Origin of the sequence: Methylobacterium sp. Leaf361 (genome assembly GCF_001424445.1) — a bacterium.
In the GTDB taxonomy this organism is placed as follows: Bacteria; Pseudomonadota; Alphaproteobacteria; order Rhizobiales; family Beijerinckiaceae; genus Methylobacterium.
Map to the genome: position 1 here is coordinate 77,972 of NZ_LMPY01000008.1, position 23,111 is coordinate 101,082.

The window sequence follows — 23,111 nt, forward strand, 5'->3', positions numbered from 1 at the left end:
CGATGGCTTCGGAAGAGAACCCGACGGACGAGACCCTCATGCTCCGCGAGCACATCCGCCGTATCCTGCGCAAGCTCTCCCGCGCGCGGGCCGAGCTTCAGTACAGCTGAACGGCGCGGGGCATGCCGGCATCGGTGCGGAACGCCGCGCCCGCACCGTCGCGATGCGCGGCGTCGCGCGCCGGTCCGAGCCTCCGCGGTCTCACGAGGTGACGTCGGTGTCGTGGCGGCTCGGCGCGGGTTCGACGTCGCGACAGGACGGAGTGTAGGCGCACCAGCCGCACTGCCCGAGGTCGGCAGCCCGGGGCGCGTTCCACTGCGAGCACAGCGGGCAGACCTTCAGCACCAGCTTGGCCCCGTGCGCGAAGGCCAGACCGCGGCCGCGGAACGTGACTCTACCCTGGGGGAGATCAGTGGACATCGTCGCCCTGACTGTAACACAGGTTAGTCACTGGAACCTGTCCAATCTGTCCGATTCCGTCAACTCCGGGCCGGCCTGACGAGTATTCGGGGCCGAGCCGCATATCCGATTCCGCCGGTCCTGACTGAGATCCTGGCTCAGATCCTGGCCGATCCTCTCCATCCGCCGGGCCCGAGTTCAGGCGATCACGGCCTCTCCCGTCCGGACCGTGAGTTCGCCGACGCGGCGCGCGTCCCTGACCGGGCGCGGGTGCGGTGGCGGGTGCCGTTCGCGGGGGCCGCATCGAACGAACGCCCGTCGGGCGCGTTTATGGCCATGCTTGCGCGATCCCCGAACAGCCCGTCCGACGTCAGAGCACGCGACACCGCCAACCGGTTCGAGGCGGCCGACGTCGCCCTCGGCGTCGGGCTGGCACGCGCGAAAGACCACCCCGTCGTTCGAACGGTGGGGACGGCGAGCGAGATCGGGAGCTGGCAGTCCCTGCTCTCGCTGTCTGCCGGCACCCTCGTCCTGGGGCTCATGGTGCGCGATCGCCGGATGGCGGAAGCGGGGCGGCACATGCTGCAAGCCGGTCTCCTGGCCGGTGTCGTCAAGACGAGCTTGAAGCGGGCGGTGCATCGGACGCGGCCGAACGTCCTGATGGATGAGGGGGTCTACGTGCGGGGATGGCCGGGAACGGGCATCGGTCCGTGGCAATCCTTCCCCTCGGGTCATTCCGCCCTGAGCACCGCCGTCGCGCGCGCCGCCGCGCGCGCCTATCCGGAGATCAGGGGACCGTCCTACGCCGCCGCGGCCGGCGTCGTCACGGCGCAGGTTCTCCGCGGGGCGCACTTCCCCGCCGACGTGCTGGCGGGTGCCGTCATCGGCATCGCCGCGGAGTTCGCCGTCGACCGCCTGACACGCGACCGGCGCAGGTCGCCGCGCTGACGGCGCCGGGATCCTCAGGCCCCGCCTCTCCGCACGGACCGCGCCGAGGCGATGCGCTTCACGTCACAGCCGACGAGATCGAGATCCGCGAGGTCGCGCTCGCTGAACGACGCGAGTTCGCTCCGCGCGCGACGGCAGTCGAGCCATCGCCTGATGAGGGAGAACGGAGCCGTCATCTGATCCTCCTGGCCTGCGGAGACTGACATGCCCTGTGCGCCGCTCCGCGACCGTGACGAAGGTCACGGACGCCCGGGCGCCTGGCCCGCCGCATGGGCGGGACGGTAGGAGCCCCCCGGCCGCACCCGCCGCGTTGCCGGGGCGTCCCAGGCGGAGACGGTGCCGGCGTCGGCTCATCGGCCGCGAGGGGCGCATCGCCGAGGCCGGCGTCGCGTTCCTCGCGGACCGGGCTTCCGGCCTCGAAGATCCCCGGGATGGACCACCGCGCGTTGTGGCCCGCCGGCGCGCGCCCTTGAACGGCGCCGCGCCAATCGATAGGTTACTATCAATATCGGTGCGGGGCCGCCCGATGCGCGTCACCACGATCCGCCGGGAGGCTTGAGATGGCAGCCAAGACCCTGCGGCAGCTCCGTCTGGCCTACACCCACACGCTGCTGCTCTCCGGACGGCAGTGGCGGCGCCTGGCCAACGCGGCGACCGAGGCCCACGGCATCTCGGAGGCCAAGGCCCTGCCGCTGGTGCTGATCGCCCGCATGGGCGGCGAGCCGCGCCAGACCACCCTGGCGGACGCGATCGGCATCGAGGGGCCGTCGCTGGTGCGACTCCTGGATCAACTGGAGAAGGCGGACCTCGTCGCGCGCCGGGAGGACCCCACCGACCGCCGCGCGAAGGTGCTGACCCTGACGCCCGCGGGGCAGGCGGTCGTCGCGCGGATCGAGGCGGATCTCGAGCGCCTCAGGGAGACGGTGTTCGCGACCGTGAGCGCCGCGGATCTGGAGGCCGGCCTGCGGGTGTTCCAGGCCCTGCAGGATCATCTCCGCGGCGAGGCCGGGCTCGACGGGGCGGAGGCCGGGGCGCGACGCGGCGAGGCCGCGGAATGACGCTCCCCGGCTGGCGCGACTGGGCCTTCGCGCTCAAGACCTTCGGTGCCGGCATGCTGGCCCTGTTCCTGGCGTTCTGGATCGATCTGCCGAACCCCTACTGGGCGCTCGGCACCGTCTACATCACCAGCCAGGTGCTGGCCGGCGCCACCCGCTCCAAGGCGCTCTACCGGGTGCTCGGCACCCTGCTCGGGGCCGTGGTCACGGTCGCCCTCGTGCCGAACCTCGTGAACGCGCCGGAACTCCTGACGCTCGCCATCGCGACCTGGGTCGCGACGTGCCTCTACTTCTCCCTCCTCGACCGCACCCCGCGCAGCTACCTGATGATGCTCGGCGGCTACACGGCGGCGCTGATCGGCTTCCCGGCCGTGGGCGATCCCGGGACGATGTTCGATGTCGCGGTGGCCCGGGCCGAGGAGATCACCCTCGGCATCCTCTGCGCCAGCCTCGTGAACACGATCGTGCTGCCGCAATCGGTGGCGCCGGTGATCTCCGGCCGGCTCGACCTCTGGCTGCGCGACGCGCGGGGCTGGGTCATCGACGTCCTCGGCCGCACCCGCGCGACGACGGACACGCAGGCCACCCGGCTGAAGCTGGCCTCGGACGCGGTCGCGTTCGATGCCCTGGCGACGCCGCTGCGCTACGACATGACCGGCGCGGAACGCTCGGCGGATGCCATGGCGACTCTGCGCCAGCACATGCTCATGTTCCTGCCCATCGCCTCGGCGGTCTCGGACCGCATCGAGACGCTGGAGCGGGCGAGCGCGCTGCCGCAGCGCCTGCGCATCCTCCTCGACGCCATGGCCGGCTGGCTCGCCTCCGGAACCACCGAACAGGCCGAGGCCGACCGCCTGAAGGCCGAGGCGGACGCCCTCGAACCCGGGCTCGGGGAGCGGCCGTCCTGGGACGCCCTCGTGCTGGCGAGCCTCCTGGCGCGGCTGCGCGACTTCATCGACCTGCGCCAGGACGCCCGGATCCTGCAGCGGCACATCGCGGACGGGACGCCGGTCACCGAGGACCTGACCTTCCGGTACACCGCGGCGGCGCGCACGATCCGCCACCGCGACCACGGCATGGCGCTGCTGTCGGCCCTGGGCGTGTTCCTGACCATCCTGGTCACCTGCGCGATCTGGATCGCGACCGGATGGCCGCACGGCTCGGCGGCCCCGATGATGGCCGCGGTCGGCTGCTGCTTCTTCGCCGCCCAGGACGATCCCGCCCCGTTCATCGTCAGCTTCGCCAACTCGGCCATCGTCGGCGCCCTGGGGGCGGGCGCCTACCTGTTCGCGGTCCTGCCGCTGGCCACCACCTTCGAGATGCTGGCCCTGGCGCTGTCCCCGGCCCTCCTGGCCTGCGGGGTGTTCATGGCCCAGCCGAGGACCGCGCCCCTGGCGATGGGCGCGGCGGTCAACGGCTCGGCCATGATCGCCCTCCAGGGCAGCTACACGGGGGACTTCGCGGCCTTCACCAACGCCTCCGTCGCGGTCATCGTCGGCATGTGGGGCGCGGCCATCGTCACGCGCCTCGTCCGCTCGGTCGGCGCTGGCTGGTCGGCGCGGCGCCTGCGGGCCGTCAACCGCCGCAGCCTCGCCCGCGCCGCCGGGCGCCAGGGCGCGCAGAACGGTCTCGAACTCGCCGCGCTGATGCTCGATCGGGTCGGCCTGATCGCGCCGCGGCTGGCCGCCCTGCCGTCCGACGACGCGGAATGGACCGCCGACCTCCTCGCCGAGGTCCGGGTCGGCATCAACGTCGTGGAGCTGCGGCGCGACCGACGGCAGCTCTCGGAGCCGGCCCGGGCGGCGGTCGAGGCACTCCTCGTCGCGCTGTCGCGGCACTTCGCGGCCGAGCCGGGAAAGCCCGCCCCCGGCCTGCTCGAGGCCGTCGACGGGGCCCTCGACGCCGTCTCCCGCGACGCGCGGCGGGCGGCCGGCCGGGCCGCGCTGATGGGTCTCGTCGGCGTCCGGCGCGGCCTGTTCCCGGACGCGCCGCCCTACCGGTCGACGCTGCCCACCACCACGCATCCGGAGCTCGCGGCATGACGGGTGAACTCGACCTGTACGGCGTGTTCGTGCCGAGCCTCGCGGCCTGGATGCTGATCGCCTTCGCCCTGAGCCTGCTCCTGCGGCGGGTGCTGGCCCGGACCGGGTTCTACCGCATGGTCTGGCACCGGCCCCTGTTCGACCTCGCCCTCTACGTCGTGCTCCTCGGCCTCGTCGTCTCGGTCGCGGTCCCTCTCACCTCCTGACCGGCGGGCTCGTCCGGCCGCCCGGTCTCGCCCTGCCCACACCCTCCGGATCCCTCCATGCCCCGGCTTCTCGCCCTCTCGTTCCGCCTCCTCGTCACCCTCGGGACGGTCGCCGCCGCGATGGTCGTCGGGCTGGCGCTGTGGGACTACTACATGGAGGCGCCGTGGACCCGCGACGGGCGCGTGCGCGCCGACGTGGTGCAGGTGGCCCCCGACGTCTCCGGCCTCGTCACCGAGGTGCTGGTGGCGGACAACCAGGTGGTGAAGCGGGGCGACGTGCTGTTCCGCATCGATCCCGAGCGCTTCGATCTCGCCCTGCGCCAGGCGGAGGCGGTGGTCGAGGGCAAGCAGGCGACCGCCGAGCGGGCCGCGGCCGACTACGTCCGCTATCAGAAGCTCAGCGACGCCGCCGCGTCCCAGCAGAGGGTCGAGGCCGCCCGGGCGACCGACCTGGAGGCCAGGGCGGCGTACGGGCAGGCGGTGGCCGACCGTGACCTCGCCAAGCTCAACCTCGAACGCTCCGCGGTGAAGGCCGCGGTCAACGGGCGCATCACCAACATGGAGCTGCGTCCCGGCACCTACGTGTCCACCGGGCGGGGCGTGATGGCGCTCATCGACAGCGACACGCTGCGCGTCGAGGGCTATTTCGAGGAGACGAAGCTCCCGCGCATCCATGTCGGCGACAAGGCCAGCGTCCGCCTGATGGGCGAGACGTCGACGCTGAACGGCCGCGTTGAGAGCTTCGCGGGCGGCATCGAGGACCGCGAGCGCACGGCGGGCTCGAACCTGCTGGCCAGCGTCAACCCGACCTTCGCCTGGGTCCGGCTGGCCCAGCGCATCCCGGTGCGGATCAAGCTGGACGACGTTCCCGACGAGACCCGCCTGGTCGCGGGCCGCACGGCGACGGTCGCGGTCGCGTCCGAGGGCGGGACCCCGCATTTCAGCCTGTTCGGATCCTGGCGCGGGGCGCCGGAGCCCGCCGCCCGGGAGACGAGAAGCCGCTGAGGACCGGCCGGCGATCCCACCTGCCGGACGGACAGAGATCGGGAGACGAACCATGGCGACACCCGCTTCGAGCCGGCCCCAGGCCGGGTCGGACCGCGTCCTGGCCGAGGCGCCGTACCGGATCGGTGCGGTGACCCTGGCCGTGCGCGACCTCGACGCGCTCACGCGGTTCTACCGGGACATCATCGGGCTCGGCATCCTCTCGGAGACCGAGAGTGCCGTGCAGCTCGGGACGGGCGACGCGACGCGCCTCGTCCTGCGCCGTGACCCGAACGCGCGGTCACGGGACCCGCGCGAGGCCGGCCTGTTCCACACGGCGTTCCTGCTGCCCGACCGAAGCGACCTCGGTGCCTGGCTCCTGCACGCGGAGAGGCACGGCATCGCGCTCACGGGCGGCGCCGACCACCTCGTGAGCGAGGCCGTCTACCTCGACGATCCGGAAGGCAACGGCATCGAGATCTACGTCGATCGCCCGGCATCGGCGTGGCCGCGTGCGTCGGACGGTTCGGTCGTGATGCGCAACGAACGGCTCGATCAGGCCGGGATCGTCGGTGCCGCGACACGTCCCTGGTCGGCGATGCCGGCCGCCGCCTGCATCGGGCACGTCCACCTCCAGGTGGGCGACCTCGGAGCGGCAGAGCGCTTCTACGCGAACCTGCTCGGCTTCGACGTGATGTGCCGCTATCCGGGGGCCCTGTTCCTCGGCTCCGGCGGCTACCACCATCAGCTGGCCGGCAACGTCTGGAACAGCCGCGGTGCGGCCGTCAGATCCGAGGGGCGGACGGGCCTCGCCGAGGTGCTGCTGCTGGTCGATCGACCGACCCTGGCATCGACGGGAGACCGTCTGCGCGAGGCCGACGCGCCCCTCGGCGCGGACGACGGCGCGCTCGTTGTCCGCGATCCCTGGGGCATCGCTCTGCGGCTCCAGCCCACCGACTGACAGCGCCGCCGACGCTCCGTCGGGCCCGATGCGCGGAGCGCGAGACCCGAAGGCTGGAGCCCCATCACCGTCGCGGCCGCCACCACCGGAGCGATGCCGGATTCCGGACCCGAGCCGTGCCCGCCGCGCCCGCAGAGCGTCGCCTTGGGGCTGTCGGACCGCGAGCGCACGGCGACGCCGGCACGCGGACGACATGGCGGGAGCGTCCGATCCCGACGCAGCGAACCCGCTTGCCCGAGCGGTGCGCTTCAGGCGCCGGCTCCCGGCACGGCCTTCGGCTTCGGACGCACCGGCGGCACGAGGCGGAACAGCAGCATGCCGGCGACCATCGCCGCCACGAAGGTCAGGGCCTCGGCCGGGGCCACCGTCAGGATGGTGAGGGCGGGGCCGGGGCAGAGGCCGACCAGGCCCCAGCCGAGGCCGAAGATCGCGGCCCCGGCGATGAGACGCAGGTCGAGGTCGCGCCGGGTCGGGACATCGAACCTGGGCGCGAGCACCGGCCGGCCGCGCCGCAGCGCCAGGCGGTAACCGGCGGCCGAGACCGCGACGGCACCCGCCATGACGAGGGCGAGGCTCGGATCCCAGCGACCCGTCACGTCGAGGAAGGCGCGCACCTTGGCCGGGTCGGCCATGCCCGAGACGAGGAGGCCGAGGCCGAACAGGAGACCGACGGCGAGGGCGGAGACGGTCTTGGCCATGGCTCAGGCTCCGACGAGACGCCGCGCGACGAGGACGGTGAGGATCGCGACGGTCATGAACGTGCCGGTGGCGGCCAGCGAGCGGGGCGAGCCGCGGCCTATGCCGCAGACGCCGTGGCCGCTGGTGCAGCCGGATCCGAGGCGCGCGCCGAAGCCGACCAGCAGGCCCGCGACGACGAGGAGCGGGAACGACGCCCCGATCGTCACCGGCGGCAGGTCGCCCCCGAGACCGCTGTAAGCGACCGGCGCCAGGACGAGGCCCGCCACGAAGGCGGCCCGCCAAGCGGTCCCGCGCGCGGGCGGGACCAGGAGGCTGCCGAGGATGCCGCTGATGCCGGCGACGCGCCCGGTGAGGAGGAGGAGGAGCGACGCGGATGCGCCGATCATCGCTCCGCCGAGAAGGGCGCCGACCGGGGTGAAGTGATCCATCTCGATCTGCCCACAGCTCCGGTCCAGGCGAGGCCCGGCTCGGCGGAGAACGCTGTCCCGCGCGAGAACATTAGACGGTCCTTATTTAGCGCGCCCTAATGTTCTGCGACAAGCCTGCGAGCGCCGGAGCGACGCGCCGGCCGGCTTCCGGAGCACGCGGGCTTCCTCCGCGATCGCCGCGCGCGACGGGCTGCGGGCTCGCTCTCGCCATCGCCGCGATGGCGTCACGCCGCAGCGGGCCGAGCCTGCGGCTGCGCAACCGGCCGGACCGTTCGGGACTCGCGGTGGAGATCCTGCGTGGCTGACGCGGTCAGGCGAGTTCCGGGCAGAAGATGTCCTTGAGGGTCGCCAGCACGCGGGCGACCCGGGGATCCTCCAGGCGGTAGTGAAGCGTCTGGCTCTCGCGCCGGTACGCGACCAGCCCGTCCTCCCGCAGCTTGGCGAGGTGCTGCGACAGGGCCGACTGGCTGAGTCCGACCGCCTCGGCGAGGCTCGTCACGTCCATCTCGCCGCGGGCGACCAGCAGGCACAGAATGAGCAGGCGCTTCTCGTTGGCGAGGAGACGGAGCAGACGGGCCGCGTCGCCGGCCCTGTCCTGAAGGCGCAGCAGTTCGTTCGGCGTGACGACGTCCATCGGTCCGGATCCGGGCGCTCTCAGGGTCTCTTATTTAGCGGATCCTAATATATCGAGGGCGTCGCCATTTGGCACGCCGGCGCGCGCCTTGCCTCACCGAGCAGCTCGGCGAGCGTGTCCGGTTCCGACGGCCGGCTACGGCGACGAGACCCGGCAGGACGGTCGTCGAGGGACAGCCGTCATTCCTGTTCCGTCTCCGGCCTGTGGCGGTGTGAAACGCGTCCCCCGACGGGGTGGGCAACGCCGACCGTCTGAAATCCACCGCACCTATATTGCTGCACCCGCGACGCGTGCAATTCGCTCCAGGCGCGGCCTCGAATATCTGAGGACATTTAAACATGGACTCAGATACTAAAAATCGTGAATTCACCAAGAAATATGGGTTCGGTCGCTGTCGGAAATATCGATCTCAGGCCGCACATTTGCTCCAGAATTGGGAAAAATATGACCATCATCGGCCCGAAAGAGCGTTCTAAACGTTTTGTTAACCATGTGAGAGGAATGCATTCAAAACTTCGTGTGGACGATCGCTGGGTGCCCTGAGCCGCGAGGGCCCGGATTTTTTCTTGAGACAGCGGCGCAGAGAGACGCGTTCCTGATGGGTCACCGGCCAGGTCAGCTCTGTGTCCCACGCCGCGACCGGAAGATCCGCGATGGCGGACGGCTCGTCGTCGCGGCCAGCACCGGCCTGGTCCTGGTCCTCGACCTGCCGGCGCGCGCCCTGGAGCGACCTCGGCCCGAGGTGGTGACCGCCACCAGCGGCCGCGACGGAAGAGCCAACGTCATCGCGTCGAATGTCGTCGCGACGGCCGGTGCCGACGGCCCTGACCTGTCCTTGATCGATGTCGATGCCGCGGCCGCCGGCAACGACCTCGCCGCGACGATCCGGACCGGTTCGGTGGGCGGAGCGGGCGGGCGCGGCGACGCGGTCCCGGGGCTGGCATCCGTCCCGGGCGCGAGCGGCGGGCGCGGCGGTGCCGTCGCGGTGACGCTCGGAGAGGATGTGAGCGGAGAGGGGGATCAGGTCGGCTACACGACGCGCGCCCGCGTCTCCCAGCTCCAGTTCCGGCCGATCCCGCGGTTCTGGGTCTTCTCCCGGGGTGGGAACGGCGGCGACGCCCAGAAGGATGTCGGCGCCGGCGGCGATGCCGGGCCGGCGACCCTGACCCTGTCGTCCCGCGTCGCGATCGAGGGGCAGGCCTTCCTGGGGGTCCGGGTCAGTGCGGTCGGCGGCGATGCCGGCCGCGGGGGCACCGACGCCGACCAGGCCGCCTCCAGACGGGGCGGCGCCGGCGGCGCGGCCGCGCTCACGGTGACACGCTCCGGGCAGGTGACGACCGACGGTGTCGGGGCGACCGCGGTGATCGTCGAGTCCATCGGCGGCGCGGGCTCGATCCGCGGGTCCGGGACCTTCTACAGCAACCCCTTCGTGACGCCGGGCGGCGCGGGCGGCACCGCGCGCCTCGACATGGCCGGGACCATCCGGACCTCCGGCGACTCTGCCCTCGGCGGCCTCGTCCAGAGCATCGGCGGCAACGGCGGGATACAGCCCGATGCCGGCGGCCGGCCCGGTGGCCGGGGCGGTGAAGGCGGGACCGTGACGGTGACCCAGAGCGGCACGATCGTCACGGCGGGCGACTACGCCCTCGGCCTCGTCGCGCAATCGGTCGGCGGGCCGGGCGGCAAGGGCGGCGGCGGCGTGTTCGGCGGCGGCGGCGGGGGCGATGCCGCCCCGGGCGGATCGGTGACCCTGACCAACAGCGGGACGGTGACGACGTCCGGCGCCGGGGCGACCGGCCTCGTGGCGCAGAGCATCGGCGGCGGCAGCGCCCTCTCGGCCCTGCCGCTCGCGGCGCTCGACGTGGCGCCCGGGAGCGGCGGCGGGGCCGGAGGCATCTCGCTCTGGTTCGGCCGCGGCGGGGCCGGCGGGACCGGGGGCGCGGGCGGGACCGCGGAGATCGTCAACGCGGGTGGCCGGATCACGACCGAGGGCGACTCGGCCTTCGGGGCGTTGGTGCAGAGCATCGGTGGCAGCGGCGGCAGCGGTGGCGGCGCCTTCCCGGCCGGGGCCTTCTTCGCGGTCGGCCTGGGCGGCAGCGGCGGCGGCGGCGGTGATGGCGGTCTCGCGCGCTTCACCGGCCGGGCCGGCGCGATCGAGACCGGCGGGGCGGGATCGACGGCCGTGCTGGTGCAGAGCATCGGCGGCGGCGGCGGCGCCGGCGGCGACGTCAGGAGCATCGCGGTGGGCGCGGCGCTCTCCGCGTCGTGGGCGATCGGCGGATCCGGCGGCAAGGGGGGCAACGGCGGCGAGGCCCGCATCGAGAGCAGCAGCACCGTGACCACCGCCGGTCTCGGGGCGGACGGCCTGGCCGTCCTCAGCATCGGCGGCGGCGGCGGCGTCGGCGGCCTGGCCAGCGCGACGGCGATCACGACGCCCCTGGCCACGCCGAGCGGGCAGTCGCTGCCGAGCTTCGCCTTCTCCACCGCGATCGGCGGCTCGGGGGGCGACGGCGGCAACGGCGGCCCGGCGGGCGTGATCAATGCCGGCCGGGTCACCACCTACGGCGACGCGGCCGCGGGGCTGCTGGTCCTCAGCGTCGGCGGCGGCGGTGGGATCGGCGGCGATGCCGCCGCCTACGCGCTGGCGGTCGCCCCGCCGGGCCAGATGGCCGTGTCCGCCACCTCCACGCTGGGCGGGACGGGCGGCGGCGGCGGCAATGGCGGCACCGTCACCGCCGCGAATAGCGGCGCGGTGCGCACGTCCGGGGACGGCGCGATCGGCATCCAGGCCCAGAGCATCGGCGGGGGCGGCGGCAATGGCGGGGGCGCGACCGCGACGAGCAACAGCCTGAGCCTCAAGCAGAATGTCACGGTGGCGCGGAGCGTCGGCGGCACCGCGGGGGTCGCCGGGATCGGCGGCGCGGTCACGGTCACGCAGTCCGGCAGCGTCACCACCGGGGGAGCCGGCGCGGTCGGCATCCTCGCGCAGAGCATCGGTGGGGGCGGCGGCAACGGCGGCAACGCCGCGAGCCTCGCGGCCCCCGGCTTCTCCTTCGACAAGACCCTGAACGGCCTCGTCGGAAAGCTTCCGATCGCCGATACCCTCTCGGTGACGGAGACGATCGGCGGCGGGAAGGGCAAGGGCAATGTCGGCGGCGCGGTCACGGTGACGAACCGGGGCGCGATCACGACCGGGGGGTCGAACGCCCACGGCATCGAGGCGCAGAGCATCGGCGGGGGCGGCGGCAACGGCGGCACCGTGTCCGGATCGGCCGTCGGCAAGCTCACCGTCGGCCTGACGCTCGGCGGCCAGGGCGGCAGCGGCGGCAGCGGCGGGGACGTGACCGTCACCAATGCCGCCGCCGGCGTGATCGCGACCAGCGGCGACGGCTCGCACGGGATCGTGGCGCAGAGCATCGGCGGCGGCGGCGGCATGGGCGGCAGCGTCGCGGCGCGTGACGTTTCCGACCCCGACACCGTCGGAACGATCTGGACGCAGATCAAGAAGACGATCGGTGTCGCCGCCTACCAGGAGTGGGCGAAGGACAAGGAGAACAAGGACGATCTCGATCGATTCCTGAAGGACATCAAGTCCAGCGACACGTACAAGGGCCTGGCGGATCAGCTCAAGAACTCGGATTTCGGCAAGGCGCTCAAGTCCTACAGCGGCAGCGTCTCGAGCTATCTGGACGCGCAGAAGAAGGGCGCCACCAAGCTGCCCGACGTGGCGTTCACCCTGTCGCTCGGCGGGAGCGGCGCGCAGGGCGGGAACGGCGGTCGCGTCTCGGTCGAGAACGGCGGCACCGTCCGGACGATGGGGATCGGCGCGCACGGCATCCTGGCGCAGAGCATCGGCGGCGGCGGCGGCCAGGGCGGCCTCGCCTACGCGGAGGCGACCAACAGGACGACCGTGACGGCGACGCTCGGCGGCACGGGCGGCAGCGGCAACATCGGCGGCACGGCCAAGATCGTGAACACCGGTTCCGTCGCCACCGCGGACGATGCCGCCTACGGCCTCTACGCGCAGAGCATCGGCGGCGGCGGCGGCAACGGCGTCGGCGCCACGGTCGCCGGCAGCCAAGCGAACAAGGGCCTGACGCTCAACCTGACCGTCGGCGGATCGGGAGGAACCGGCGCCCGGGGCGGATCTGTCCAGGTCGATAACCGCGGCTCGGTGACCACCGCCGGGGCCGAGGCGCATGCCGTCGTCGCCCAGAGCATCGGCGGCGGTGGCGGAAGCTTCTCCGCGCCCTCCGCCGAGGCCGACACTCCCGCCGCTGCCACCCCCGCCGCTGCGGCGGAGGGGACGGAATCATCCAAGGAGCCGGCCGCGAGCCAGGTTCAGAGCCAGACCAAGAGCGAGACGAAGGGCGGGACGAAGAGCGACGCCCAGGCGCTGGCGGACGCCCTGCTCGCCGCGCTCGACATCGAGCGGATCGCCCCACCGGAGGATCCGGCCGGCGTCTCCGAGAGATCCGGCAGCCTGACGCTCGGCGGCTCCGGGCGCGTGGCGGGCGATGGTGGCGGCGTGACGATCGTGCAATCCGGCACGGTCGCCACGACGGGCTTCGGGGCGGTGGGCATCCTGGCGCAGAGCATCGGCGGCGGCGGCGGTCTCGCCTCGGTGGCGGCCGGCCCGGGCGGCCACCGCTACACGTTCGGGATCGGCGGCGCGGGCGGCGCCTCGGGGAGCGGCGGCCCGGTCGCGGTGAGCCTGACCGCGGGCGCGCAGGTCTCCACCGCCGGCGACGCGGCGCCGGCGCTGCTGCTGCAGTCGATCGGCGGCGGCGGTGGCTACGGCGGCGCGCACCAGGCGATGGGATACGCGGTGCCCTACGCTCTGCGCGACGGGTCCGACGGCAACGGTGGGACGATCCGGGTGACGCTGGAGGAGGGCAGCGCGATCCGCACGTCGGGCGCCCAGTCCCACGGCCTCCTCGCCCAGAGCCTCGGAGGCGGCGGCGGCCTGCTCCTGGACCTCACCGGCCCGGCCGCCGGGGCGTCGGGTCAGAGCCGTCTGAACGCGACCGGCAAGGGCGGCGACATCTCCGTCGCGTCGTCCGGATCGATCATCGCGTCGGGCCGCGACGCGAACGCGATCTTCGTCCAGTCCGGCGTCCAACGCACCGACGGGAGCCTCGAACCCGACCCGGAGCGGGGCGGCAGGATCAACCTCCAAGTGAACGGCCTCGTCACGGGCGGCAGCGGCACCGGGGCGGCGATCCGCATCGACGGCGGGCGCTCCACTACGATCGTGATCGGCGGGCGCGCCGTGGTCAGCGCGGCTTCGGGCCGGGCCATCGTCGGCGCGTTCTCCGCCGGCGAGATCAACAATCACGGCACCGTGATCGGCGACGTGGACCTGGCCGCCGGCCAGGCGGGGGGCGTCACCTTCGTCAACGGCGGTTTCCAGAACACGGGTGGAACCTCGGCGATCCTGCGCACCGGACCCGAAGGCGTCATCGCCCTGGGGCCGAACGGCCGCCTGCACAACAGCGCCACCCTCGACATCGGCGGCGTCGGCAAGGTCGCCCGAGCGACGGTGACCGGCAATTTCGAGCAGAGCGCGTACGGGCGGATGCTCGTCGACGTGGCGCCCCTGGCGCCGGAGGGGGCCCTGCGCGCCGATCTCCTCACCGTCACCGGCACCGCATCGCTGAAGGGCCTCGTCGAGCCGCATCTGATCGACGGGCTGCTGCCCGGCCGGTACGCCTTCCTCCGGGCCGGTCAGGTCGTGGAGAGCGGCGCCATGGCTGTCGGCGGCAGCATCCATTCCGGCGCGGTTCCGATCTCCTGGTCGATCGTCGCGTCGGGCGATACCCTCTCCCTGGTCCCGAGAGCCCGGTTCACGGAGCCGACGGGCGTCACGCTCACGCCGGACCAGCGCAGCGTCGCGCAGGGCCTGCAGGACGCCTGGGACGGCAATACCAGGCAGCTCGGAACGCTCTACGGGCGCTTCCTATCGGTCGACAGCCAGAAGGCCTACGCCGCCGCCCTCGACGAGTTGAAGCCCGAGTCCAACCAGGACAGCCTGACCGACCGGACGCTCGACACCCGCAAAGGTCTTCAGCGGGCCATGAGCTGTCCGGCCTTCAGCGGTACCGGCACGCTCCTGCGGGAGGGCGAGTGTGTCTGGGGGCGGATCACGAGCGCCCACACGACCCTTTCCGCGACCGCGGAGGACGGCGGCTATCGCCAGACCGCCCTCAGCTACCAGACCGGCCTCCAGACCGAGTTCGCCCCTGACTGGTTCTTCGGTCTGACCGGCGCCTACACACGCGCCATCCAGAGCGATCCCGACCGGATCACCGGGACGACCAGCGATGCCGGCGATGTCTCGGCGGCGCTCAAGCACCAGATCGGCCCTTGGCTGCTCGCGGCATCGGCCAATCTCGGCTATTCCTGGGCCGAGAACAGGCGCCTGATCGACTTCGGCGGCGCCACGGCCACGGCGCGCAGCAAGTCCGGGATCCTCTCGGCGGGCGGGCGGCTGCGGGCAAGCTACCAAGTCCTGTTCGGCGATTGGTATCTCAAGCCCTACGCGGATCTGGATCTGCTCTACAGCTACAGTCCCGCCTATTCAGAGACCGGGGCCCCCGGCTTCAACCTCGACATGCGACCGGTCGCCAAGACGCTGGTGGCGTTCAGCCCGATGCTGGAGATCGGCGGCCGGATCGACCTCGATGCGGGGCGCTGGATCCGGCCTTACGGTATCCTCGGCGTGACGCTCCTCTCGGACGACCATTTCACCGGTCGGGCGAGCTTCCAGGGGACCGGCGCTCTCGGCCTGTTCGCTACGGAATCGTCGATCCCCGATCGCCTCGGCGAGATGGGGCTGGGCTTTCAGATCAGCCTCGGTGGCGGCATCGAGGTGACCGGCGAGTATCAGGGTCAAGTCGGCGATCACTTCCTCTCGCATGCGGGGACTGCTCGGATGCAGCTGCGCTTCTGAGCGCGACGTGGACCATTCCAGGGACGTCGCGTGGGCGGCGGTGACGAAGCGGGCGTGACGGACAGGCCGGTGTGACCTGACCGACTGGCTCTGGACCGGGCTGATTGAGAGGATCGGCCAGGACCGAAGAAGTCGGGCATGCGGCGAGGTCAGAAGACGAGCGCGGAGCAGGTGGTGCTCGGACCTTACGCGAGGGCTCGCAGATACTGCTCGGCGGTCTCCCACGCGCCGTCCCTCGCAGCCAGACCGATATAGCCGTCGGGTCGGACAACGATGAGGTCGGAACCGCTCGGCAGCGACCGACGCGTCGGTTCGAGCAGGCCGGGGAAGCGCTCGATCAGTTCAGCCCCACGCGTCGCGTCCGCCGCATAGAGGACGAAGCGCGGCTCGCTGCCGGCGCCCGGGGGCGGTCCCGCGTAGGCAGCAGGCTCCCAACGCGCCCCGGCGCCGTGTCCGAGGGAGAGCGGGCTGTCGGCATAGGCGATCTCGATCTCGCTCAGCTGCGTCGCCATCCGGTCGCGGACGACATGGAGGCCGAGCAGGAAGCGCAGCGCGAGGTTGCGCGCCGTCTGCGCCGCCGGGTTCGACAGCGTCGCCATGTCGGTCAGCCGGGTCGCGTTGCGCAGGACCAGCTCCCCGACCGCGCTGCGCTCTGGGCTGTAGCTGTCGAGAAGGGACGCGCTCGCTTGACCGCGCACCACCATCGCCAGCTTCCAGGCGAGGTTCACCGCGTCCTGCATACCGGTGTTCATCCCCTGTCCGCCTGCGGGACTGTGGATGTGCGCCGCATCGCCGGCGAGAAAGGCGCGCCCGCGCCGGTAATCCGCGACCTTGCGCTCGTTGATGCGGAAGTGCGTCAACCAGACCGGGTCAGACACGCGGAAGCCGCCGCCGGCGCGCTGATCGACGAGGGCTTGCACGTCGTCGAGGGTGGGCTCCGGCCGCGGGTGCGCCGCATCCGCCTTGCCCACCGTCGCGATGACACGCGCCCGACCGCCCGGGATCGGGAAGACGACGAAGGGGCCGTCACGGTGCAGGTAGGTCGCGATCTCGTCCGCCGGCGGTGCTGCGGGCCCCTCGAGGCGCACGTCGGCGAGCAGCCAGTCGTCCCCCTGCGCCGAGCCGGAGAACGGGATGCCGAGTTTGTGCCGGACCGTGCTGTGAGCACCGTCGCAGCCGATCAGCCACGGCGTCCTCACCGTCTCCTCGCGCCCGTCGGCGTGTCGCACGTGCGCGTCGATGCCGTCGGCCGTCTCGGCGAAGTCGACCAGCTCGACCTGACGCTCGATCTCGACGCCGAAGGCGCCCAGCTGCGCGGTGAGAAGGCGCTCCGTCTCGCATTGTGGGATCATCAAGGCGAAGTTGTACGCGCTCGCCACGCCTTCCAGGCGCGGGCTGCCGAGCACCTTGCCGCCGCTGCGGATCGAGGCACCGGGAGCGCGCAGTCCCGCATCCAGGAAGGCTCGCGTGCAACCCATGCGATCCATGAGTTCGAGGGTGCGCGACCAGACCACGAGGGCCTTCGAGGTCTCCGTGGCGTGCGGGGCGCGGTCGATCAGGCGCACTCCGACGCCGTAGCGGGCCAGCTCCGCCGCCATGGTCAGACCGACCGGCCCCGCGCCGACGATGAGAATGTCCGTCATGGACCCGCCTCCCGCGCCACGTGGCTCGCTCGGTCGCATATTCTGAGGGGGTATCACCTCAGTCTCGAATTCGCCCAGCGGAGAGACCCGACCCTAAAGGGCGCCGTCCGGCGGTCAAGGCTCGCCGCACTCGCTCGGTGCCCGCACGCCGGCGGAGCGGTGACCGATCCGGTCGAGGGCCGCCGGCGCAGCGTCCTCGGCCATCGACAGATGTCCCACGCCAGGCACGCGGTCGAACTCGACCCGGCTGCCGGCTCGGCACAGCCGCGCGCGATGGTCCTCGGTCACCCGCGGCGGCACGCGATTGTCCGTGCTGCCCTGCGCCAGGAAGATCGGGATGCGCGGCGGAGCAAAATCAGGAGCCGCGTGAGAGCTGGAGAGCCGCGCCTTCGTGCGGCCTGAGCGGCATCCGGCCTGTGCTGCACGTCACCGCATCCTCTGGAAGATCGCCTACAATCCTACACAGTTCGGCGGGCCGACGTAAACGCGGATCTGCTAGACGCCACCGTGCATGCAGAAGGTGTGGGATAGTGAAGACGTTGCTCGCAGCCGCCATACTTCTCGGATCGACGGTCGGCGCGATGGCGGTCGAGTCGTACGGGGATTACCGTGACTATTTCGATGCGAAGCCCGTGACCGCGAAGCGCGCGCCGCGCAGCGCTTCCCAGAAGATGGCTCCCATCGACATCACCACGGACCTGAGCGCGGTGCGACGCCGCGCCGATGGCGACCGCCGTGAGATGTACCGCTACGAGACTGGGTCGAGGCTGATCGCCGACATGAGGCCTCGCAACTGGGACGGCGGGCATGTTCCCGTGCAACCGCACAGTTGGTCGCCGGATGGCTTCTGGAGCCCGATGGTACAGTCACACGAGGGGCGCGAGCGGCCCGACCAGTCATTCGAGGGGCGGGGACCGCCCGAGCGATTCCGGTGATGCTGCGTCCTGTAGGGCGCGATGGACGCTGCGGCGTGAGATCTTGAGCGCTCGTTCGAGGCGGTCGAGTACGCCACCTTCGAATGGGTCGACTGGTTCAACCACCGGCGGCCGCTCCAACCGATCGGCACGCTGCCTCCGCCGAGACGGAAACCCGCCGCTTCTGCCGAAGCCGAGGTCCAAGCCTTGGCCGCCTGACCCGAACCGGACAGGCTCCGGGAAAGCCGCCGCGATTCACTGCGGGTGACGGCGCAGGCCCGCAAAACCATAGACCTCGATGGGCTTGTCCAGCGGACTAGCTCATCGCCGTGGCGTGACGACGCCTGTTACGCGGCGTACAGAAACACAGGCGCTCGCGCTGCGCGGGCTCGGGTTTGTCCGACGGGTCTGCGACGGTTGCCGAAGTCAGAGCGGGAACGCTGGTGGCTCGCGGCAACGAGCAAGCCTAACATTCGCCTACCATACAGGGCCGATTTACTGCTGAACCATAGCTGGTGACATCGCTTATTCGCGGACGTGCGACAAGGTCGTCGGATGAAATCCTTATCCAGTCTCTTTGTGGCCGCATCACTGGTCGGATTTTACAGCATTGGGTGCGCGCGAGGGCATGCTCCGGGACTGGGTGACGCACGTGGGGCCATCGTGCGTCCCGCGGCCATGAAGCTGTTTGACGCCGAGCCCGTCTTTCCTCAGGTCACGGCGATCATGCCAAGTCCGTGGATGCCCCTCGAGGTTGGGCGGACCATGGGGGCGATCTGCAAGCCCCACGACGCGGGCGGAGGGACCTCGTTCCTCGCGCTTCATTTCGACGATTACTGCTTCGGCCCGGCTCCTGAGCACGTGGCACACGCTATCTTGGCCCTCCCTGTCCGAGCGTTCGACCTCGAACGTGACACGCGCCGTGAGGATCTGCGCAAAGCTTTTTACCTGGCGGCTCCCGGCTTCGGGCGCCGTCCTGACTTCACGCTGGGGGCCGGCGCGTTCATGGTCCGCAGCTTCGAGGGAGCGGACCCCCGAGACACCGTGTACCTGATCTGGCCCGTACGATGCGATCAGGGTGAGGCGGGGTTGAATTGCCACAACGGCATGGGTCGGAAGGCTTTTCGGTTCGCTGCCGACGGCGCCTTGCGGGATGTCAGTGCGGACGTGCTGCCGACGGATCCGGTCCTGAGCTCCGACGACCGCGTGCGTCAGACGAAGTACGGCGGCAGCGTCCTGTTTCTGCTCGACGACAAGCTGCCTTATGCGCCCACCATGCGCTGGATCATGGAATTCGATCCTGACTCGCCACCACTCGAGAAGGACGATCCGAAGGCCGCGGGCCCTTGGGCCCACTTCGGCTTCGTCCACTGGACCGGTTCTCGTTTCGAGCTCGTCGATCGAATTACCCGATCGCAATGGCCGTGTCGCAAGCTCAATGACGCCCCGGCCTGCTCGACGTATCCCGACGGCTTCGAGGATCCCTTTGTCATCCCGTGAGCGGAACTCTCGAAGTGGAGGGTGGGGCGGTGCCATCGCCGGAGCATTTGCTGCTCAGGATCGACGGTCCGCCTCTCGATCCGAGTGACGCTCGTCCTCTGTTCGCTCTCTCAGGGAGACGGTGATCGTCCCGACACTTTTGAATAGGGGCGCATCGTGGCTCTGTCGGGCGACCGTTGGCACGCGACAGAGGAGGTCGAACAGGCAGCGATGGAAGGACATCGGCGAAGGCGCACGCCCGCATGGCGTGCTCAATGTGGCCGGTTGCACCATCGACGCGGCCAACACCGGAGACACACCGTTGACCAGCCGTCCCAAGATCAGCTCCGTTCCGATCGTCCCCAGTGAGGTCGAAGGTACTCTCGAAGCTCCTGTCATCTACTTCGAAGCCACATCGACGCATGGCGTCGGAGGAGGCGTCGGTCGCCTCGCCCTCGAGATGATGCTCTCCGAGCCCAGCGCGGACGGCACCCCGATCAGTCGGCGAAAGATAGTCGTACACCTGCGCGGCCCGCTGGGCGCGTTCATAAGTCTGAAAGCCGCGATTGAACACATCGAGGAAATGGCCGCCGGCCCGCTCACGGCGGACATCGCGGAAGATGGGAAACCCAATTGAATCGCGTGCAGATCTGCGTCAAGCGGTGCTCTCGTACTCAGGTCCTATTGGTTCATTCCGGTTTTCCGAAAAATAGAACTTGTATTGATGCTTGGATCGGAGCGGGTCGAATTTCCGGATTGCGTGAGGGATAATCGATTGGCATGGCAGTATGTGATGTATCCCGCGCCGGACATGTAGCGTGTTGATATCGGGTATTCGATCGTCATCCGGTCATAGGGCAGAACAGGACGACTATCCGGGATAGTTGGCTGTTTGCCCGTCCTCTCCCGGACGGCGGATGCATCGCGGCGGACAGATCCAGTCGCGGGTTGCCGCGAAAAATCTTGCATTCCTCAAGCTTGCGAGGGATTCGAAAATCGCCCTCAGGATTTTCCTTGGCAATTTCGAATGATATCGATTCTGAACGCGTTGCTGCGAGCCTACTGGCGTGACGCCCGCCTGACGACCATCGCGGTGATCTCGGCCAGTTTGCTCGGTGCATTGGCCTCGATCTCGGCTCCGTACCTTTTCTCACGCGCCGTCGACGATCTGGCCCGCGGACAAGTGCGGTCCGACGCGCTCCCGCTCCTCATGTCCTACGCATTTCTGTTCGGATGCGCGAAAGCTCTGGGCATTGGATCACGGTTCCTGATCGTGCTTTGCGCGGAGCGTCTATCGTTCATTGCAAATACGGCCTTCTTTGCGCGCCTCCTACACAAGACGCCAGCCTTCTTCCTGGAGCACAACGCCGCGGAGATCGGGACTGCCCGTCAGCAGGGAACCCAGACGCTGAACCTCATCACCCAGCTTGGGCTCGGAGGCTTGCTCCCTGGATGCGTCCAGATCGCCTTCAGCGTCCTAGTCCTCGGCAACCTCGTCAGCTGGGACATAGCCCTGATCATATTCATCTACGGCGTGGTCGTGATCGCGCTCGACTACACGCGTATCGGCAAAGTCAAACCCGCTCTCAATGAGGCGATGAATCAAAGTCAGGCCAATGCGCGCCTGGTCGGCAACGCCATCGCCGTCATCGACACCCTGCGCCAGACACGCGGCGAACGATGGATCACCGAGCGCTTTACTGCCAGCGCGGGTGACGCCTTCGCGAATTTGCGGCGCTACGCGCTGGTGAGCAGCGCCTTCTGTGGGCTTCTGGGCATCGCTGCAGCCTTGCAGTTGACGGTCACGTTCCTGATCCTCGTCCCCCGGTTCGAGGGCGGCCTGATCTCGATCGGCGGCATCGTGCTCTTCAACACGTTGCTGATCCAGTTGAATGAGCCGTTCCACATGGTCGGCATGGCCATCAAGGAGTCGGTCGAAGCAGCGGCCCGCTTCCGGCCCTTAGCGATGATGTGGAGAGCACCGGAAGAGCTCGAGCCCGCCGATCCGCTGCCCTACCGGCCGTCCCTCGGCATCGTCGCTTTCGAGAACGTCAGCTTTCGCTACGCCAATGGTCGTGGCGTTGCCGACCTCTCCTTCGTCGCTCGCCGCGGCACGCCGACCTTCCTTACGGGTGAGACCGGTGCAGGCAAATCAACCGTCGTTCGCCTGCTGTTGAAGGGGTTGCAACCGAGCGGCGGCCACATCTTCGCCGACGGAACCGACCTGACTCGCATCGCGAGCGATGATTGGTTCAACCATGTCGGCGTCGTGCCGCAAGAGGTGACACTGCTCAACGATACGCTGTCGGCCAACATCGTGCTGGGCCGTCCGTTCGACGCGGAGCGCCTCCGCCGGGCCTCCGCGCAGGCCTCCATCCTCACGCGCATCGAGGCCATGCCGGAAGGGTTTGAGACCGTCGTGGGCGAACGGGGCCTCAAGCTGTCGGGCGGTGAACGGCAACGCATCGCCATCGCGCGGGCGCTCTACGGCGAACCGGCGATTCTCGTTCTGGACGAAGCCAGTTCGGCCCTCGACGACGAGACCGAGCGGCACATCATGGACGGCTTACGTGACCTCGTTGACGGGTTGACCATCATCGCCGTCACGCACCGCACCTCCATGATACGGCCAGGAGATCAGAACGTCCGCCTGTCGGCTTCCCCACCACGGGCGTAGCCGTCTGAGATGAGCCGACAGCCGAAGGGCGGCTCCGGGTGGAATGCCGCCATTTTTGCTGTGGGACGGCAGATGTAGCGAAACGGATATATAGCCGCACGGACCAAGTCCGACCCTTTTCAGACCCTCGCAGCGCCAGATCGCAGGTCGCGTTGCGAGGCGAAGGTGCGTGGCCGGAACGGGCGGCTCCGCGATCGGCCGGGTCCGAGCACCATGTCGAGGACGTGGGCGTTCGACGTCTGACGGAAGGCCGCCCCGGGACGTTGAGCGCGTCTCGACCACGAACGGCGCGAATCCGGGTCCCAGAACGCCACCGGCATGCCCCGATCCATGCCGCAGATTTGCAACAGAACATGGAAAACAGCCGTTCTAATAGAACTATTCCAGTTCAAGGCCCTGCATTCGCATCGCTGTTTCGTTGCGGCCGAACAAGCGTTTGGCTGAGAGCAGGTGCATCAGTTTAGATCGGCTAAAAGCGTTCAGAACGCTTGCATCTATCCTCGGCGTGACAGTCTAATCGGTCGGCGCCGCGCGCTCGTGTGCGTCGGCGAGGCACCTGAGGATTGGAGTTATGGCGGCGGTATCATTGGATGCCCTACATCGCAGTGAGAACCTGAACCTCCAGCGGTTCCTTCTTCGCAAACTCGGGAACCCTGCCGACGCAGCCGACGCCGCGCAGGAGACGTATCTTCGCCTCGTCAAAGCACTCACGACCACCGACTTGGAGCATCCGCGCCTCTTCCTGTTCCACCTCGCGCGCAACGTCGCCGCCAATCTCGGCAAGCGCCGCCGGTTCGAAGCGCGCCTCTTCCGATCCATGACCGATCTCGAACTGTCGAGCGTCGTGGACGGGCACGCCCAGACCGAGACGCAGGTGATCGCCCGCGAGCAGCTGCGCCTCGTCGCGGCAACGATCGACGGGCTGCCGCCGCGCTGCCGGGAGGCGTTCCTGCTCAGCACCGTCGAGGGCCTCTCGAACGGGGAGGTCGCCGTCCGTCTCGGCGTCAGCCGCAACATGGTCGAGAAGCACCTCATCAAGGCGCTGCTGCACATTCGTCGCGCGTGTCACGAGTTTTTCTGATCGGGCACG

Annotated in this window: 19 protein-coding genes and 1 pseudogene; 13 read left to right on the top strand and 7 right to left on the bottom strand. The window is 70.1% G+C overall.

Annotation, left to right across the window (positions count from 1 at the left end; all coding sequences use genetic code 11):
• Positions 1 to 201 precede the first annotated feature (201 nt).
• A complete protein-coding gene (locus ASG32_RS32230) occupies positions 202 to 420 on the bottom strand; it encodes a hypothetical protein (protein ID WP_020095876.1) in 219 nt (72 codons plus the stop codon).
• Between the two features lie 261 nt (positions 421 to 681).
• Here ASG32_RS32230 and ASG32_RS07835 point away from each other — a divergent pair, with 261 nt between their 5' ends.
• On the top strand, positions 682 to 1,347 hold the full coding sequence (locus tag ASG32_RS07835) for a phosphatase PAP2 family protein (RefSeq protein ID WP_244491847.1): 666 nt from the start codon (positions 682 to 684) through the stop codon (positions 1,345 to 1,347).
• 14 nt (positions 1,348 to 1,361) lie between these two features.
• Here the strand turns inward: ASG32_RS07835 and ASG32_RS35575 are convergent, their stop codons facing one another.
• The gene (locus ASG32_RS35575) at positions 1,362 to 1,553 is read right to left on the bottom strand and encodes a DUF1127 domain-containing protein (protein ID WP_056524250.1); all 192 of its coding nucleotides are present in this window, start codon (positions 1,551 to 1,553) and stop codon (positions 1,362 to 1,364) included.
• Positions 1,554 to 1,907: 354 nt separating this feature from the next.
• On the opposite strand from ASG32_RS35575, the gene ASG32_RS07845 reads away from it, so the two are divergent.
• From ASG32_RS07845 to ASG32_RS07865, 5 genes are read left to right on the top strand one after another with little or no spacing between them, the layout of a single operon-like run.
• On the top strand, positions 1,908 to 2,405 hold the full coding sequence (locus ASG32_RS07845) for a MarR family transcriptional regulator (protein ID WP_020095879.1): 498 nt from the start codon (positions 1,908 to 1,910) through the stop codon (positions 2,403 to 2,405).
• The gene (locus ASG32_RS07850) at positions 2,402 to 4,444 is read left to right on the top strand and encodes an FUSC family protein (protein ID WP_056524253.1); all 2,043 of its coding nucleotides are present in this window, start codon (positions 2,402 to 2,404) and stop codon (positions 4,442 to 4,444) included. Before ASG32_RS07845 ends, ASG32_RS07850 begins: the two co-directional genes overlap by 4 nt.
• Positions 4,441 to 4,650, top strand: a complete 210-nt coding sequence (locus ASG32_RS07855; RefSeq protein WP_056524255.1) for a DUF1656 domain-containing protein — start codon at positions 4,441 to 4,443, stop codon at positions 4,648 to 4,650. Before ASG32_RS07850 ends, ASG32_RS07855 begins: the two co-directional genes overlap by 4 nt.
• A 57-nt stretch (positions 4,651 to 4,707) precedes the next feature.
• Positions 4,708 to 5,655, top strand: coding sequence for an HlyD family secretion protein (locus ASG32_RS07860; protein ID WP_056524259.1), 948 nt, complete (start codon positions 4,708 to 4,710; stop codon positions 5,653 to 5,655).
• 52 nt (positions 5,656 to 5,707) lie between these two features.
• Positions 5,708 to 6,595 (top strand): VOC family protein, encoded by an 888-nt coding sequence (locus ASG32_RS07865; RefSeq protein WP_056524260.1) that lies wholly within the window; start codon positions 5,708 to 5,710, stop codon positions 6,593 to 6,595.
• A 248-nt stretch (positions 6,596 to 6,843) separates the two neighbouring features.
• On the opposite strand, the gene ASG32_RS07870 is transcribed toward ASG32_RS07865, so the two are convergent.
• The 3 genes from ASG32_RS07870 to ASG32_RS07880 all read right to left on the bottom strand — a co-directional run bounded on the left by ASG32_RS07870 (position 6,844) and on the right by ASG32_RS07880 (position 8,356).
• Positions 6,844 to 7,293 (bottom strand): DUF6691 family protein, encoded by a 450-nt coding sequence (locus tag ASG32_RS07870; protein WP_042673736.1) that lies wholly within the window; start codon positions 7,291 to 7,293, stop codon positions 6,844 to 6,846.
• 3 nt (positions 7,294 to 7,296) lie between these two features.
• Positions 7,297 to 7,722, bottom strand: coding sequence for a YeeE/YedE family protein (locus ASG32_RS07875; protein WP_056524264.1), 426 nt, complete (start codon positions 7,720 to 7,722; stop codon positions 7,297 to 7,299).
• A gap of 310 nt (positions 7,723 to 8,032) precedes the next feature.
• Positions 8,033 to 8,356 (bottom strand): metalloregulator ArsR/SmtB family transcription factor, encoded by a 324-nt coding sequence (locus ASG32_RS07880; protein WP_020095886.1) that lies wholly within the window; start codon positions 8,354 to 8,356, stop codon positions 8,033 to 8,035.
• Positions 8,357 to 8,954: 598 nt separating this feature from the next.
• Here ASG32_RS07880 and ASG32_RS07885 point away from each other — a divergent pair.
• The gene (locus ASG32_RS07885) at positions 8,955 to 15,308 is read left to right on the top strand and encodes an autotransporter outer membrane beta-barrel domain-containing protein (RefSeq protein WP_056524267.1); all 6,354 of its coding nucleotides are present in this window, start codon (positions 8,955 to 8,957) and stop codon (positions 15,306 to 15,308) included.
• 185 nt (positions 15,309 to 15,493) lie between these two features.
• Here ASG32_RS07885 and ASG32_RS07890 read toward each other — a convergent pair whose 3' ends face one another.
• A complete protein-coding gene (locus ASG32_RS07890; protein ID WP_056524270.1) occupies positions 15,494 to 16,951 on the bottom strand; it encodes an FAD-dependent monooxygenase in 1,458 nt (485 codons plus the stop codon).
• Positions 16,952 to 17,065: 114 nt separating this feature from the next.
• Positions 17,066 to 17,290, bottom strand: a complete 225-nt coding sequence (locus ASG32_RS35580; RefSeq protein WP_107351933.1) for a lipase family protein — start codon at positions 17,288 to 17,290, stop codon at positions 17,066 to 17,068.
• Between the two features lie 191 nt (positions 17,291 to 17,481).
• On the opposite strand from ASG32_RS35580, the gene ASG32_RS07900 reads away from it, so the two are divergent.
• The 6 genes and pseudogenes from ASG32_RS07900 (at position 17,482) to ASG32_RS07920 (ending at position 23,102) form a co-directional block, all read left to right on the top strand.
• Positions 17,482 to 17,886 carry a hypothetical protein gene (locus tag ASG32_RS07900; RefSeq protein ID WP_244491848.1) on the top strand — a complete coding sequence of 135 codons (405 nt, stop codon included), beginning with the start codon at positions 17,482 to 17,484 and terminating at the stop codon, positions 17,884 to 17,886.
• Between the two features lie 48 nt (positions 17,887 to 17,934).
• Positions 17,935 to 18,084, top strand: a pseudogene (locus tag ASG32_RS32240) (IS3 family transposase); the annotation flags it as partial.
• A gap of 459 nt (positions 18,085 to 18,543) precedes the next feature.
• Complete coding sequence (locus ASG32_RS07905) at positions 18,544 to 19,365, top strand: hypothetical protein (RefSeq protein ID WP_082557786.1); 822 nt, start codon at positions 18,544 to 18,546, stop codon at positions 19,363 to 19,365.
• A 301-nt stretch (positions 19,366 to 19,666) separates the two neighbouring features.
• Positions 19,667 to 19,981 carry a hypothetical protein gene (locus ASG32_RS07910; RefSeq protein WP_020095892.1) on the top strand — a complete coding sequence of 105 codons (315 nt, stop codon included), beginning with the start codon at positions 19,667 to 19,669 and terminating at the stop codon, positions 19,979 to 19,981.
• A gap of 390 nt (positions 19,982 to 20,371) precedes the next feature.
• Positions 20,372 to 22,021 carry an ABC transporter ATP-binding protein gene (locus ASG32_RS07915; protein WP_056524280.1) on the top strand — a complete coding sequence of 550 codons (1,650 nt, stop codon included), beginning with the start codon at positions 20,372 to 20,374 and terminating at the stop codon, positions 22,019 to 22,021.
• A 571-nt stretch (positions 22,022 to 22,592) separates the two neighbouring features.
• On the top strand, positions 22,593 to 23,102 hold the full coding sequence (locus ASG32_RS07920) for a sigma-70 family RNA polymerase sigma factor (RefSeq protein WP_056524283.1): 510 nt from the start codon (positions 22,593 to 22,595) through the stop codon (positions 23,100 to 23,102).
• Positions 23,103 to 23,111 lie beyond the last annotated feature (9 nt).